Below are 13,351 nucleotides of genomic sequence, written 5' to 3'. Positions count from 1 at the left end.
CCTCACTTCGGGCGGCGCGCACCCGTGCCGCCCGCTTCCGGGCCTGGATCGAGGCCCAGCTCGGCGCACAGCCAGGCGACCAGGGTCGCGATCTTCGGCAAGTGCGCTTCGTTCTGCCGGTAGCACAGGAAGTGGGTTTCACGCGCGACCGGCCGGAACTCGCCTTCGCCGACCGGCACCAGGTCGCCGCGCGCCAGTTCGCGCTCGGCCAGGCGGATACTTTCCAGCGCCACGCCCATGCCGTCGACCGCCGCGGAGATCGCCAGTGCGCCGCGGTCGAATGACGCGCGCGGCCGCGTCGGGCACACCATGCCGTTGGCGTCGAACCAGTCGGGCCAGGTCACGCGGCTGAGCTGCGAGTCGATCAATGGCAGCGACTGCATCTGCGTGCGCGCCGGCAAGCCATCGTCGAGCAGCCGGGGCGAACACAGCGGCAGGATCCGCTCCTTGCCCAGCGGCGTGACGATGACCCCTGCGCGCGCCTGGGCGGTGCCATAGGTGATGGCGAGATCGACTTCGCGCGCCAGCGTCATGTCGATCGGCTCGGCACCGGAAGACAGGCGGATGGTGATGTCGGGATGCTGCTGCATGAACGCCGGCAGCCGCGGCCCCAGCCATTTCACCGCGAAGCTGGGCGCGCTGTACACCGCCAGCACCTGCGCCTGCGGCGCCAGCGCGACCTCATTGCATGCGGCCTCGATCACGTCGAACACGCGCGACAGGCTTTCCAGCAGGCGCCGGCCCTCGGGCGTCGGTTCTACACGGCGGTTGCGGCGCACGAACAGCTTGCGCCCGAAGTAGTCCTCCAGCTCGCGCACCTGGTGGCTGATCGCCGATTGGGTCAGGTGCAGCTCGCTGGCCGCCAGCGTAAAGCTCTCCAGCCGGGCTGCCGCTTCGAAGGCGCGCAGCAGCACGAAGTTTGGTACACGCCGCATTGCAGTTCCCCTCAGCGCCAATCCATGAATGCAGTTCATGCTTTCATGAACACCCATCGTTTGTCAACACGTCTGCCCGGCGCGACCATGCGTCCAACGCGACGATGCTGCCCGGCGTCGTCGCAACCACGGTTCCCTTCGCAACCCAACACGCAACCCAACACGCAACCCAACAGGAGCAGTCATGGCGGCAGTCCTCGAACGCACCGCGCAGGTCTTCAACGACGAAGCACGCGTTTCCATCTATCAGCCCGAACAGCGCGGCCTGATCTTCCCGTCGATCCCGAAGTTCGCTTCCTTTGCCGAAGAGCGCCAGTACCGCAAGGAGCGCCTGGTCGCGGCGTGCCGCGCCTTCGCGCTGGAAGGCTACGACTACGGCTTTGCCGGCCATCTCACGGTGCGCGACCCGGAGCACCCGGAGCTGTACTGGACCAACCCGATGGCGATCCATTTTGCGCAGGTGCAGGTATCGAACCTGATCTGCGCGGACCACGAGGGCAAGGTCGTGGAAGGCCGCCATGCCATCAACCGCGCCGGCTTCGTGCTGCATGCCGCCGTGCATGAGATGCACCAGGACATTGTGGCGATGTGCCACGCGCACACCGAATACGGCACCGCGTTCGCCTCGCTGGGCAAGCCGGTCGAGCCGATCACGCAGGACGCGGCCGCGTTCTATGAAGACCACGTGGTGATCGGCGACGAGGCCGGCAAGGTCGCGGTCGAGGTCAAGGGCGGCCACAAGGTCGCCCATGCGTTCAAGGGCGTCAAGGCGGCGATCCACCAGAACCACGGCCTGCTGACCGCGAGCCGGCACAGCATCGAGTCGGCCGCGTTCTGGTTTATCGCGCTGGAGCGCTGCTGCAAGCAGCAGCTGATGGTGGCGGCGACCGGCATCACGCCGCGCCTGGTTGCGCCGGAGCGCGCGCGCTACAGCCGCGAGCACGTCGGCAGCGACTACATCGGCTGGCTGCACTTCCAGCCGATCTGGGACCACCTCTGCGCCACCCAGCCCGACATGTTCGACTGAGCGGGCACGCCCGCTTGCCGCGGCCGCCGCGTGCTCGCATGGCACGGGCGGCCGCCGATGCAGTTCCCCGCCAGATCACGCCACTACAGCGATGACGCCCCCAGGAGACACCCATGCAATCACCCAGCGCAACCGCGGCGCCGTTCGCCGCCGCCGAGTCGGAAACCTATACCCGGGTCATGTGGCGGCTATTGCCGTTCCTGTTCCTGTGCTACCTGTGCGCCTACCTTGACCGCATCAACGTCGGCTACGCCAAGCTGCAGATGATGCAGGACCTTGGCCTGAGCGACGCCGTCTATGGCCTGGGCGCCGGCATCTTCTTCGTCGGCTACCTGCTGTTCGAGGTGCCCAGCAACCTGATCCTGCTGCGCGTCGGCGCGCGGCGCTGGATCGCGCGCATCATGGTCACGTGGGGCGTCATCTCCGCCGCGATGATGTTCGTGAAGTCGCCCACCAGCTTCTACATCATGCGTTTCCTGCTGGGCGTGGCCGAGGCCGGCTTCATCCCCGCGATCCTGCTGTACCTGACGTACTGGTTTCCCGCGTCACGGCGCAGCAAGGTGACCGCGCTGTTCCTGACCGGCATCCCGATGTCCGGCGTGATCGGCGGGCCGCTGTCGGGCTGGATCATGAGCGCCATGCACGGCTCGCACGGCTGGGCGGGCTGGCAATGGCTGTTCCTGCTGGAAGGCATTCCGACGGTGCTGGTGGGCGTGATCGCGTATTTCTACCTGGATGACAAGGTGGCCGATGCGAAGTGGCTGACGGCACAGCAGCGCGCCATGATCGAGACCAACCTCGCGGCCGAAAGCCGCGGCCATGCGTTGCATTCGGTGCGCGACGGGCTGACCAACCCGCGCATCCTGCTGCTCAGCGTGATCTATTTCTTCTTCACCATGGGGCTGTACGGCGTCAGCTTCTGGCTGCCGACCATCGTCAAGGCCAGCGGCGTATCCGATCCGCTCGATATCGGCCTGCTGTCCGCGATCCCGTATGCCGCGGCGACGGTATCGATGATCCTGGTCGGCCAGCGTTCCGATGCGCGTGGCGAGCGGCGCTGGCACCTGGCCGTGCCGGGCGTGCTTGGCGCGGCGGGCCTGTGCCTGAGCGTGGCCTTTGCCGGCAACACCGCGCTGGCGATGCTCGCCCTGACCATCGGCACCATGGGCATCATGACCACCATCTCGCAGTTCTGGACGCTGCCGCCCGCGATTCTTGGCGGTGCGGCGGCCGCGGCGGGCATCGCGCTGGCCAATTCGGTCGGCAGCATCTCGGGCGTGATCAGCCCTTACCTGATCGGCTGGGTGCAGTCGAGCACCGGCACCACCGGCAACGGCGTGCTGGTGCTGGCGGCGAGCCTGGTGATCGGCGGCATGCTGGTGTTTACGGTGCCCGCCAGCCTGGTCAACAGCGCGGCGCGCAAGGACTGACGATGGGCCGCCGCAAGGCGGGGGGCAGGCGCGTGCGTTCAGGCGAGCTGGCGCGCCTCGCCCAGGAATTCGCCAAGCCGGCGCGTCAGGTTCTCGCGGGCGCGGGTGGTGTGCAGGTCGGTCAGTTCGGCGGCGCGGACCGCGTCGCCGGCGGCGATGGCGTCGGCGATGGCTTCATGCTCGTCCCAGATCGACTCGCGCTGCGCCGAGGACTGCAGCACCGCGCCCATGGCGCGGCGCAGGTGGACCCAGTACATCTCGGCGCTCTGCGCCAGCAGCGGGTTGCCGGCGGCCTCGTAGATGGCGTGGTGGAAGGCCATGTCGGCATCCATCATCGCCTTCACGTCCTTGCCGCGCGCGGCACGGCGGCCCTGCGCGATCAGCGCGGGGTCGACCCGGAAGCGCCGCGCCGCGGCCAGGCGCGCGGCCAGCGCGTCAAGGGCGCCGCGGACCTCGTAGTAGTGGCCGACCGCCGCCGCATCGAGCGGGGTCACCAGCACGCCGCGGCCGGGCGCGTCCTGCACCAGGCCGTCTTTCTTCAGCAACCGCAGCGCCTGCAGCACAGGCGAGCGCGACACCTGCATCTGGTCGGCGATCTCTTCCTGCGTCAGGCGCGTGCCCGGGGCCAGGGTGCCATCGCTGATGGCGTCGAGGAGCATCTTGTACACCTCGTCGACATAGTCGGGGCGGGTCTGGATCTTGGGGAGGATGGCGGTCATGGTAGGGCAGTCTGCACTTTGTATTCAGACTACACGGCGCGCTCGCGCGCCGTCAATCCGGGACAAGGCAGGGTGGCAAAAGACTGAATCCCGGCAGCAAAAACCGATTGCGGCTGCCGGCAACGGAATTCAAACAGGAGTGAATGAACCATGCCCCGGGGTAAACCTTGACTTGCATTGGCGCCTTCTGCGCCTAAACTCTGTATACAGAGTTCAGAATTCGGTAGCCGGTAATGAAACCGGCATCCCTCACCCTCACGGAGACAAGCCATGACCCAGACGTCCGAGAAGCTCGATACCCCCCGCACCGCCGGCGGCAATGCCGTCGCCAGGAAGCTGATTCCCTACGGCGGCTACTACGCCAACCGTATTCCCGACCACGACCCCGAACTGACCGAAACCGGCGCCGGCACCCCGATGGGAGAGTACATGCGCCGTTTCTGGCACCCCGTGTGCATGTCGCTGGAACTGACCGACACCCCGCGCTTCCTCAAGATCCTGGGCGAGGAACTGGTCGCCTTCCGCGACGGCAGCGGCCGCGTCGGCGTGCTGCATGCGCATTGCGTCCACCGCGGCGCCTCGCTGGAATACGGCGCGATCCAGGAGCGCGGCATCAAGTGCTGCTACCACGGCATGGTGTTCGACGTGGACGGCGCCTGCCTGCATGTGCCGTTTCCCAAGGGCGAGGAGAAAGAGGCCGAGAAGTACGCCTGCTCGATCCGCCAGGGCGCGTACAAGGCATTCGAGCGCAACGGGCTGGTGTTTGCGTACATGGGACCGCCCGACGAAGAGCCGCCGTTCCCCGAGTGGGAAGCGGATTTCACGGTGCTGCCGGGCGACGAACTGGTGCCGTACAGCAACTTCCAGCACTGCAACTGGCTCCAGGTCCAGGACAATGCCGCCGACAATTTCCACCCGACCGCGCTGCATGCGGCCAGGAACGTGGTCGGCGGCAACTACCAGGGCACGACCTTCGATGAAGTGGGCGCCGCGTCGATGGAAGTCGCGCCCGACATGCAGTTCATCCCGGTGCACCAGGGCCGCGGGCTGGCGTGCGCCGGCGCGCGCCGCGTCGACAAGGACAAGCTGTTCCTGCGCGTGCAGCACCAGGTGTTGCCGAACCTGAGCCTGCACGCCTACACCTCGGAGGACGGCTCGGAGAAGAAGCTGTTCAGCCGCTTCCATATCATCCGCTGGACCGTGCCGGTCGACGACGAGAACAGCAAGATGATCGGCTGGCGCGTGATGGGGCCGGGCATCGACACGCGCGGCGTGGGCGACAAGAGCATGGTCGGCTATGAAACCATCGACTTCCTGGAAGGGCAGGTGGCGATGCGCCGCCCGGAGCGGTTCGGCAAGTACAAGCTGGAAGACCTGCCCCCGATCCCCCCGAACCACCGCGAGCGCCACGACTACAAGGCGGCCCAGTACGCGCCCGGCGACTACGAGGCCATCATCAGCCAGCGCCCGATCGCCGTGCACGCGCTGGAAAACCCGACCAAGTTCGACGCCGGCCTGTTTGCCTTCCGCAAGATGCTGCGCGAGGCGGTGCGCGGCACCAATGTCTCATCCGAGGCGCGCGGGTTTGCCGACTGGCTGCGCGCGGTCAGCGGCGAGCCCAACAGCTTCTGCTCGGGCAATGTGTTCGCAATTCCCGAAGCCGCGACCGTGGAGCAGGAAGTCGCCAATCGCCGCCGCCTGGCACGCGAGGTGGTGGCCATCCTGAACGAGTCGGACAGCCTCAAGGGCGCGGCGCGGGCGAAGTTCGTGCGCGACCGGTTCGAGGCCCTGGAGCAGAGCTTCCGCGCCTGAGGCGCGCAGCGTGAACGGGCGGGCGGCAGCACCTGGTGTGCGCGCCGCCCGTGCAACAGCCCAAGCCGTGAAGGAAAGCGAAATGAGCACTACCCCTGAATCCGCCCCGATCGAACTGCTGGTCCGGCAGATCCGCGCCGAAGCCGCCGGCATCAATGCCTATGAACTGGTCGAGCCCGACGGCCGGCCGCTGCCGCCGTTCACCGCGGGCGCGCATATCGACGTGCATGTCGCGCCCGGGCTGGTGCGGCAATACTCGCTGTGCAACGATCCGGCCGAGCGCCACCGCTATGTCATTGCCGTGCTGCGCGATGAAGGCGGGCGCGGCGGCTCGCGCGCGGTGCATGAGCGCCTCCGCGTGCGCGACCGCGTTGCCGTCAGCGCGCCGCGCAACCACTTCGCGCTGGCCGGCGGCGCGCGCAAGGTGGTGCTGCTGGCAGGCGGCATCGGCGTGACGCCGCTCAAGGCAATGGCGCATCGCCTGCAGGCGGACGGCGCAGACTTCGAGCTCCACTATTGCGCCAAGGCGCCGGACTGTGCCGCGTTCTGCGAGGAACTGTCGGAGCTCGGCGGCCATGTCCACTACCACTTCGACGGTGGCAATCCCGCCAACGGCCTGGACATTGCCGGCATGCTGGCGCAGCCCGCGGCCGGCACGCACCTGTATTACTGCGGCCCCGGCGGCTTCATGAAAGCCTGCGGCGATGCCTCGGCGCACTGGCCCGCGGGCACCGTCCACTGCGAGCACTTCAAGGCCCCCACCGTGCCGGCCCGCGCCGCGGTTGCCACCGGCGGCTACATTGCCCAGATCGCCGGCACCGGGCAGGAGATCATGGTCGGCGCGGGACAGAACCTGGCCGAAGCGCTGCAGTCCGCCGGCATCGCGCTGGAAACCTCGTGCCAGTCCGGGCTGTGCGGCACGTGCAAGGTGCGCTACGTGAGCGGAGAGGTCGACCACCAGGACTACATACTCGACGAGGCGCAGCGGCAGTCGTTCCTGACGCCGTGCGTGTCGCGGGCTTGTGGTGGGCGGCTGGTGCTGGATTTGTGAGCGAAGAGAAGCCATGCCAGCGCCGGTTCAACCCGGCGCTGCCGGCGTCAGCATGGCGAGCGGCTGCGTGCCCATGGGGGACATGCGGGGTGGGACGGCGTGATGGGCCGGGCGAAGCCCGGTCGAGGCACGCGACCACCCCCAATCAGCTGGACAGGCCGAAGAAGCGCGTCGCATTCCCTGCGAGTATCTGTGCGCGCACGTCGTCGCCCAGCCATGGATTGCCCGCCACCAGCTTGCCGATCTCCTGTTCGCCCAGCGGGAAGGGGTAGTCCGAGCCCAGCATGACCCGGTCTGCGCCCATAACCTCGACCAGCAGGCGCAGCGCGTGATCGTCGAAGACGGCGCTGTCGACGAAGAAGCGCTTCAGGTAGTGCGAGGGCGGCTGGGGGCAATCCTCGCGGACGATGTCGCGGCAGTGCCAAGCGTTCTCCGCGCGGCCAAGCAGGAAGGCGAAGCCGCCGCCGCCGTGGGCAAAACAGAGCTTGAGCGTTTCCGGAATCCGCTCGAAGGCGCCTGAGAGGATCAGCGAGAGGATGCCAAGCTGCGTTTCCGCCGGCATCGAAACCAGCCACGGCAACATCCATTTCTTCATGCGCCCGTCGGTCATCATGTCCCAGGGATGCACCAGCACCGGGATGCCGTCGTTGGCACAATGGACGAGAAAATCAACCAGGTGGGCGTCGTCCAGATCGCGTGGTCCGAGGTGGTTTCCAATCTGTACGCCAACATGGCCCGCAGCCTTGGCGCGCGTGGCTTCGCGGCAGGCAAGCTCCAGGTTCTGCAGCGGCACCTGGGCCAGCGCCTTCAGGCGGGCAGGGCGATAGGAACAGTGTTCGAGGGCAAGGTCGTTCATCCGCTCTGCCCACGCAGCCGTCGCCGCGGCTTCGTAGCGGTAGCCGAACATCACGGGGGTTGCGCACACGATCTGGACGTCCAGTTCGTGGCGGTCCATTTCCTCAATCCGCAGGGCGGGATCCCACAGCGCGCGATAGACTGGCCGGAAGCGGGTATCACCGGTCATGATGTGGCCGGATTCGCCATCTGCTTCGGTGGCGAGCCAGGGGGCGCGTTCCGCGTCGAGCATGGCCGCTTCCTTCTGCGTGATGCGCGGAAAGAAGTGGGCGTGCATATCAATCTTTTTCATGTTGCTTGCGTCCGTTTCATTGCGGCTCAGCTGCCCTTGCCCGGATGGATCCTGCCGCAGCCGGGGCAGCGGCGGCTGTCCTCGCTGCGATAGAAGGCCTCAAAGAGCGGGGGAAGATCCGTCACGATGTTCTGCAGCTGGACCTCAACGCGGTGCACGAGATGGCCACAGCCTTCCTCGCTGTCGCAATACCACTCGAAGCCATCCAGGGTGCCGGGCGGGCGCTGGCGTTCGATGACCAGGCAGGCACTCCCGGCTTCCGGACGTTGCGGCGAATGACGCACGTGGGGCGGCAACAGGAAAATGTCACCTTCCTTCAGGTCGACGCGCTCGCGCTTGCCGTCGACCCACAGGTTGAGATAGGCATTGCCGCGCATCTGGTAAAAGAACTCCTCGAGCGGATCGTCATGGTAGTCGGTGCGATGGTTGGGACCGCCCACGACCGTGACCATCAGGTCGGCGTCCTTCCAGACCTGCTGATTGCCCACCGGGGGCTTGAGCAGATGAGCGTGCTCGTCAATCCATTTCGGGAAATTGAAGGGGAGGCCGTAGCGAAGGGTATTGATTGTCACAGGGCCTCCTGTTTGACGAGGGGACGGTAGGCGATCGCCTTGATCTCGATACGAAGGTGGGGGTGGGGCAGCTGGTGCACGGCCACGGTGGTGCGGGTGGGGCCCTCGAAACCAAAGTATTCCGAGTACACGGCGTTGTAGCCACCAAAATCGTTCATGTCGACCAGGAAGCTGGTGATTTCCACCACGTCCTCCAGGTCCGCGCCGACGCTGCGCAAGATATCGCGGATATTCTCAATCACCGCCCGGGTTTGAGCACGAATATCGAGCGAGGTTGTGCCCAGGGCATCCACCTCGACGCCTTCGAAGGTGTTGTCCGGGCGTCGGGAACTGGTCCCCGAGACGAAGAGGAAATCCCCGGCACGGCGCACATGGGGGAAGGTGCCGCGCGGCATGGCTTTGCCGGCCACCACCGAAGATGTGGGTACTGCTTGCATGCGTGTTCTCCTTGCTTGCCGCCTTTTACGGCATGTCTTTGGGTGTATAGACCAGTTCGAAGCCGGCCTCCGCCGGGATGTCGGGCATCTCCTGCGCCCAGTCCTGGTAGCACTGGCGCAGGACATCCAGCATGCCGGGCTCGCGGCTGGCCAGATTGGCGCGCTCGCGCGCATCCCGCGACAGGTCGAACAGGTATTCGTTGCCGTCCACCGACAAGTACTTCCAGTTGTCTTGGCGTACCGCACGCTGGGCGCGATATTTCATTCGCCAGAACACCTTGCGCGGGCTTGCCTGGGCCGGGTCGGCCAGGCACGGCAACAGGGAGATGCCATCTGGCGCGTGGGTGGCCGCAGGCGCAATACCGGCGGCATCGAGCATTGTCGGGCACCAGTCCATGGTCATGGCCACCTGGGCGGTGACCCCGCCCGGCGGGATCCGAGCCGGCCACCGGGCGATCAGCGGTACGCGGATGCCGCCTTCGAGGAGATCCATCTTCTTGCCCGACAATGGCCAGGTGTCGGAGAAGCGCTCGCCGCCGTTGTCGCTGGTGAAGACCACCAGCGTGTTCTCCGCCAATCCCTTGCTGGCCAGGACGTCCAGAATGCGTCCGATACCTTCGTCCATATGGCGGATCATGGTCTGGTAGGTTTCGACCGAGCCGCCATCGGTATGCTGGATGGCCCCCCGGATACGCGCCGATTCCGCCTCGTCGAAACGGGTCTCCCAGGGCCAATGCGGGGCGGTGTAATGCACGCTCAGCATGAAGGGGGAATCTGCCGGCGCTGCCTGCAGCCAGTTGAGCGCGCGTTCGCTGATGATGTCGGTCAGGTAGCCGCTGCGCTCCACTTCCCGTTCGTCCTCATAGAGGTCGTGCGTGCCGCTGCGGTCGCAGTGGGTGAAGTAGTCGACGCCGCCGCCATAGGGTCCGTAGAACTCGCCATAGCCGCTCTTGAGCGGGCCGAAGTGTGGCGGGAAGCCCAGGTGCCACTTGCCGATCAGGGCGGTGCGGTAGCCTTGCTCCCGCAGCAGTGATGGCAAGGTCGGATGCTCGGGCGGCAGGCCCAGGTGCTGCTGCCCGCGCGCGCGCCCGGTCATCGGCTCTTCAGCGCCGCCGCGCAGCCGATACTGGTACCGCCCGGTCATCAACGCAAAGCGGCTGGGCGAGCAGACCGGAGAGTTGGCATAGGCGTCGGTGAAGCGCACCCCCTCGGCCGCCAGCCGGTCCAGATTGGGCGAGACCGGAGCGCGGCCGCCATAGCACCCCAGGTCGGCGTAGCCGAGGTCGTCGGCGAGGATGAAGACCAGGTTGGGCCTGGCCTGAGACTGGTGGCGGGAGGAATCCATGGTTTTCCTGGCAGATGGCATGATGGCGGGCGCTCAGTCCTGCGCGGTGAAGCCGGTCTTGGCCACGATGGCGCGCCAGCGCTCGATTTCACTCTGGGCATAGGATTGGAACGCCGCGCTGCCGATGAAGGCCGGACGCACACCTTGCCCGGAGAGCTTGTGCTGCAAGTCCGGATTCTGCAAAACGACGCCAACCTCCTGCTCGAGCCGCTTCAGGATGGGCTCGGGCGTGCCCTTGGGCGCATAGAGCCCATACCAGCCGGTGGCAACCACGTCGCCATATCCGGCCTCTGCCATGGTTGGCAGGTCAGGAGCCGCCGCCTGGCGCTTGCTGCCGGTCACGGCAAGCAACCGGACCTTGCCGGCCCTGGCCAGCTGCTGGGCGACCTGCAGCACTACGAAGCCATACTGCACCTGGCCGCCAACCAGGTCAGTCACCAGGGGCGCCGAGCCTTTGTACGCCACGTGCTGCGCGTCCGAGCCAGCACTCCTGGCGAACATCTCGCCGGCGAACTGCGAAGGCGAACCCGCTCCGAAGGAACCAAAGGCAGCCTTGCCCTTGTTTGCCTTGAGCCATTTGACCAGGTCGGCCACGCTCTTGACTGGCAGTGCCGCGGGCACGGCCAGCACCAGTTCGAATTCAACCAGGCGGGCAATCGGTGCGAAGTCGCGAAGCGGGTCGTAGGGAATGCGTTTGAACGTTACCGGGTTCAGTGCCATGGTCTGGGCAAAGCCCATCAGCAGGGTATAGCCGTCGGGCTGCGCGCGCGCCGCGCCCTGCACTCCGATAAAGCCATTGGCGCCGGCGCGGTTATCGACCACGATCTGCTGCCCGAGCCTGCCGCGCAGCGATTCGCCAATCAGCCTTGCCACGACGTCCGGCGTGCCGCCGGCCGGTCCCGGCACGATCAGGCTTATCGGCCGGGCCGGATAGGTTTCGGCCGTCACCGGCGGGCTTGACGTCAGCATGGCGATAACCGGAAGCAATGCGGCGATGCGAAACTTGGTCCTGGACATTGAGAGCTCCTCCTTGGCGGCATCCATCAACCTTGCGACCTTGCGGACTGCGTTCATGCCGCATGAAAGGCCGCGGTGCCAAGTCCGCTGACCATCGCTGACACATGGTTGCCGCGCGCGAGCACCTCAGCCGCCGTAGCCGCGCCGGCCATGATCAGGCTTCCGGCGGGCAATATCGTGCCGGTCGTGGCCAGGATCTGCGAAGCCTGGACCAGGCTGCGCAGCGGATGACCCAGGATGGCGGCGGTCGAGCCGGTCTGCGCGACACGCCCGTCGACGCGCATCACAACGCCGAGATTCGCAAGCGCGTCGCGCTTGCCCGACCACGGCCCCACCACGAGGCCGGCGGATGAGCAGTTGTCCGCTACCACGTCTTCCAGCGTGAACCTGAACGCTTCGTAACGTGAGTCGATGATTTCGATGGCGGGTGCGACCGCTTCGATATAGTGGACCGCCTCAAGCAGGGTCAACGGCCGGTCGATGTCGCGCCGTGACAGGAAGCAGATCTCGGGCTCCGCGCGCGGGTGGATGTACTTCTCCAGCTGCACGCTGCCGCCATCCTCCTCGACCATGTCGTCAGTGAGCCAGCCCCAGATCAGGCTGTCGACCCCCATCTGGACCATCTTGGCGCGGCTGGTGAAGCCCAGCTTGATGCCGATGCGGCGTTCGCCGCGTTGGCAGCGGCGCTCGATCGAGAGGGCCTGGATGCGGTAGGCCTCCTCGATGGAAAACGGTGTGCTGCCGCTGAACTGGGGGACTGCGACGGCCTTGCGTGCGGCATCGTCCAGCGCGGCGGCGACGGATGCGTGATGGCTGCTCATGCTGCCTCCGTGCGGAAGGTTTCCCGGCGCTGGAGAAGGTCAAGTGCCACATCGACAATCATGTCTTCCTGGCCCCCCACCATGCGCCGACGCCCCAGTTCCACCAGGATGTCCACGGTCTTGAGCCGGTACTTTGCAGCCGCTGCTTCGGCATGGCGCAGGAAGCTGGAATACACCCCGGCATAGCCCAGTGCCAGCGTTTCCCGGTCGACCCGGACGGGCCGATCCTGCAGCGGACGGACGATGTCGTCGGCGGCGTCCATCAGGCGGTAAAGATCGCAGCCGTGGTGCCAGCCCAGGCGTTCGGCCGCGGCGATGAAGACCTCCAGCGGCGCATTGCCCGCGCCCGCGCCCATGCCGGCCAGGCTGGCGTCGATGCGGTCGCAGCCTTCCTCGACCGCGACGATGCTGTTGGCCACGCCCAGGCTGAGGTTGTGGTGGGCGTGGATGCCGGTCTCTGTCTCTGGTTTCAGCACGTCCTTGAAGGCGCGGAAGCGCTCGCGCACGTCGTCCATGGTGAGGGCGCCGCCGGAGTCCACCACATAGACACAGTGCGCGCCATAGCTTTCCATCAGCTTGGCTTGCTCGGCCAGCTTGGCTGGCGACGCCATATGACTCATCATCAGGAAGCCGGCCACGTTCATATCCATGGCGCGGGCTGTCTCGATGTGCTGGCGCGCCGTGTCGGCCTCGGTGCAGTGCGTTGCGACCCGGACCACGCGTGCACCGGCCGCATGGGCTTCGGTCAGGTCATGCAAGGTACCGATGCCAGGTAGCAGCAAGGTGGCAACCCTGGCGCGCTGCACGGTCTGCGCCACGGCGGCAATCCATTCCACATCGGTATGGGCGCCAAATCCGTAGTTGAAACTGGAGCCCGCCAGGCCATCGCCGTGCGCCACCTCGATCGAATCGACGCCGGCCTGGTCGAGTGCGCGGGCAATGGTACGGACCTGCTCGACCGAATACTGGTGACGCACGGCATGGCTGCCGTCGCGCAGCGTCACGTCCGAAATATAGAGCTTCTTGTTCGTCATGATT

At 66.5% G+C, this 13,351-nt stretch carries 13 protein-coding genes; 4 read left to right on the top strand and 9 right to left on the bottom strand.

Translation table 11 applies throughout. The features are described 5' to 3' along the window. Nucleotides 1-2: 2 nt before the first annotated feature. Entirely contained in the window at nucleotides 3-935 is a 933-nt protein-coding gene (locus JTE92_RS08795; RefSeq protein ID WP_084254662.1) for a LysR substrate-binding domain-containing protein, read from the bottom strand. A gap of 184 nt (nucleotides 936-1,119) precedes the next feature. Here JTE92_RS08795 and JTE92_RS08790 point away from each other — a divergent pair, with 184 nt between their 5' ends. Further along, nucleotides 1,120-1,962 carry a class II aldolase/adducin family protein gene (locus JTE92_RS08790; protein ID WP_063239830.1) on the top strand — a complete coding sequence of 281 codons (843 nt, stop codon included), beginning with the start codon at nucleotides 1,120-1,122 and terminating at the stop codon, nucleotides 1,960-1,962. Between the two features lie 113 nt (nucleotides 1,963-2,075). Then, nucleotides 2,076-3,392, top strand: coding sequence for an MFS transporter (locus tag JTE92_RS08785; RefSeq protein WP_063239831.1), 1,317 nt, complete (start codon nucleotides 2,076-2,078; stop codon nucleotides 3,390-3,392). A 38-nt stretch (nucleotides 3,393-3,430) separates the two neighbouring features. On the opposite strand, the gene JTE92_RS08780 is transcribed toward JTE92_RS08785, so the two are convergent. Further along, nucleotides 3,431-4,111 (bottom strand): GntR family transcriptional regulator, encoded by a 681-nt coding sequence (locus tag JTE92_RS08780; protein ID WP_063239832.1) that lies wholly within the window; start codon nucleotides 4,109-4,111, stop codon nucleotides 3,431-3,433. Nucleotides 4,112-4,381: 270 nt separating this feature from the next. On the opposite strand from JTE92_RS08780, the gene JTE92_RS08775 reads away from it, so the two are divergent. Further along, nucleotides 4,382-5,923: a Rieske 2Fe-2S domain-containing protein gene (locus JTE92_RS08775; RefSeq protein ID WP_063239833.1), complete on the top strand. Its 1,542-nt coding sequence runs from the start codon at nucleotides 4,382-4,384 to the stop codon at nucleotides 5,921-5,923. A gap of 82 nt (nucleotides 5,924-6,005) precedes the next feature. After that, nucleotides 6,006-6,974: a PDR/VanB family oxidoreductase gene (locus tag JTE92_RS08770; RefSeq protein WP_063239834.1), complete on the top strand. Its 969-nt coding sequence runs from the start codon at nucleotides 6,006-6,008 to the stop codon at nucleotides 6,972-6,974. A 145-nt stretch (nucleotides 6,975-7,119) separates the two neighbouring features. On the opposite strand, the gene JTE92_RS08765 is transcribed toward JTE92_RS08770, so the two are convergent. From JTE92_RS08765 to dmpG, 7 genes are read right to left on the bottom strand one after another with little or no spacing between them, the layout of a single operon-like run. Next, nucleotides 7,120-8,121, bottom strand: a complete 1,002-nt coding sequence (locus JTE92_RS08765; protein ID WP_063239835.1) for an amidohydrolase family protein — start codon at nucleotides 8,119-8,121, stop codon at nucleotides 7,120-7,122. A gap of 26 nt (nucleotides 8,122-8,147) precedes the next feature. Then, nucleotides 8,148-8,687: a 3-hydroxyanthranilate 3,4-dioxygenase gene (locus JTE92_RS08760; protein ID WP_084254668.1), complete on the bottom strand. Its 540-nt coding sequence runs from the start codon at nucleotides 8,685-8,687 to the stop codon at nucleotides 8,148-8,150. 2 nt (nucleotides 8,688-8,689) lie between these two features. Continuing rightward, nucleotides 8,690-9,130, bottom strand: coding sequence for a RidA family protein (locus JTE92_RS08755; protein WP_063239837.1), 441 nt, complete (start codon nucleotides 9,128-9,130; stop codon nucleotides 8,690-8,692). A 25-nt stretch (nucleotides 9,131-9,155) separates the two neighbouring features. Continuing rightward, nucleotides 9,156-10,475: a sulfatase family protein gene (locus JTE92_RS08750; protein WP_063239838.1), complete on the bottom strand. Its 1,320-nt coding sequence runs from the start codon at nucleotides 10,473-10,475 to the stop codon at nucleotides 9,156-9,158. 33 nt (nucleotides 10,476-10,508) lie between these two features. After that, nucleotides 10,509-11,492: a Bug family tripartite tricarboxylate transporter substrate binding protein gene (locus tag JTE92_RS08745; protein ID WP_169834831.1), complete on the bottom strand. Its 984-nt coding sequence runs from the start codon at nucleotides 11,490-11,492 to the stop codon at nucleotides 10,509-10,511. Nucleotides 11,493-11,545: 53 nt separating this feature from the next. Further along, on the bottom strand, nucleotides 11,546-12,313 hold the full coding sequence (locus JTE92_RS08740) for a 2-keto-4-pentenoate hydratase (RefSeq protein ID WP_063239840.1): 768 nt from the start codon (nucleotides 12,311-12,313) through the stop codon (nucleotides 11,546-11,548). After that, a complete protein-coding gene (gene dmpG / locus JTE92_RS08735) occupies nucleotides 12,310-13,347 on the bottom strand; it encodes a 4-hydroxy-2-oxovalerate aldolase (protein WP_063239841.1) in 1,038 nt (345 codons plus the stop codon). Before dmpG ends, JTE92_RS08740 begins: the two co-directional genes overlap by 4 nt. Between the last annotated feature and the right edge of the window lie 4 nt (nucleotides 13,348-13,351).

This window comes from Cupriavidus oxalaticus (assembly GCF_016894385.1).
Classification (GTDB): Bacteria; Pseudomonadota; Gammaproteobacteria; order Burkholderiales; family Burkholderiaceae; genus Cupriavidus; species Cupriavidus oxalaticus.
The sequence above is the reverse complement of the archived record's forward strand: the minus strand, read 5'-3'. Positions and strand labels throughout refer to the sequence as shown.

Excerpts from the sequence above, each read along its gene's own strand:
- JTE92_RS08795 (WP_084254662.1), bottom strand. The coding sequence starts at position 935 with ATGCGGCGTGTACCAAACTTCGTGCTGCTGCGCGCCTTCGAAGCGGCA.
- JTE92_RS08745 (WP_169834831.1), bottom strand. The coding sequence starts at position 11,492 with ATGTCCAGGACCAAGTTTCGCATCGCCGCATTGCTTCCGGTTATCGCC.
- JTE92_RS08785 (WP_063239831.1), top strand. The coding sequence starts at position 2,076 with ATGCAATCACCCAGCGCAACCGCGGCGCCGTTCGCCGCCGCCGAGTCG.
- JTE92_RS08770 (WP_063239834.1), top strand. The coding sequence starts at position 6,006 with ATGAGCACTACCCCTGAATCCGCCCCGATCGAACTGCTGGTCCGGCAG.
- JTE92_RS08740 (WP_063239840.1), bottom strand. The coding sequence starts at position 12,313 with ATGAGCAGCCATCACGCATCCGTCGCCGCCGCGCTGGACGATGCCGCA.
- JTE92_RS08790 (WP_063239830.1), top strand. The coding sequence starts at position 1,120 with ATGGCGGCAGTCCTCGAACGCACCGCGCAGGTCTTCAACGACGAAGCA.
- JTE92_RS08780 (WP_063239832.1), bottom strand. The coding sequence starts at position 4,111 with ATGACCGCCATCCTCCCCAAGATCCAGACCCGCCCCGACTATGTCGAC.
- dmpG (WP_063239841.1), bottom strand. The coding sequence starts at position 13,347 with ATGACGAACAAGAAGCTCTATATTTCGGACGTGACGCTGCGCGACGGC.
- JTE92_RS08755 (WP_063239837.1), bottom strand. The coding sequence starts at position 9,130 with ATGCAAGCAGTACCCACATCTTCGGTGGTGGCCGGCAAAGCCATGCCG.
- JTE92_RS08775 (WP_063239833.1), top strand. The coding sequence starts at position 4,382 with ATGACCCAGACGTCCGAGAAGCTCGATACCCCCCGCACCGCCGGCGGC.
- JTE92_RS08765 (WP_063239835.1), bottom strand. The coding sequence starts at position 8,121 with ATGAAAAAGATTGATATGCACGCCCACTTCTTTCCGCGCATCACGCAG.
- JTE92_RS08750 (WP_063239838.1), bottom strand. The coding sequence starts at position 10,475 with ATGGATTCCTCCCGCCACCAGTCTCAGGCCAGGCCCAACCTGGTCTTC.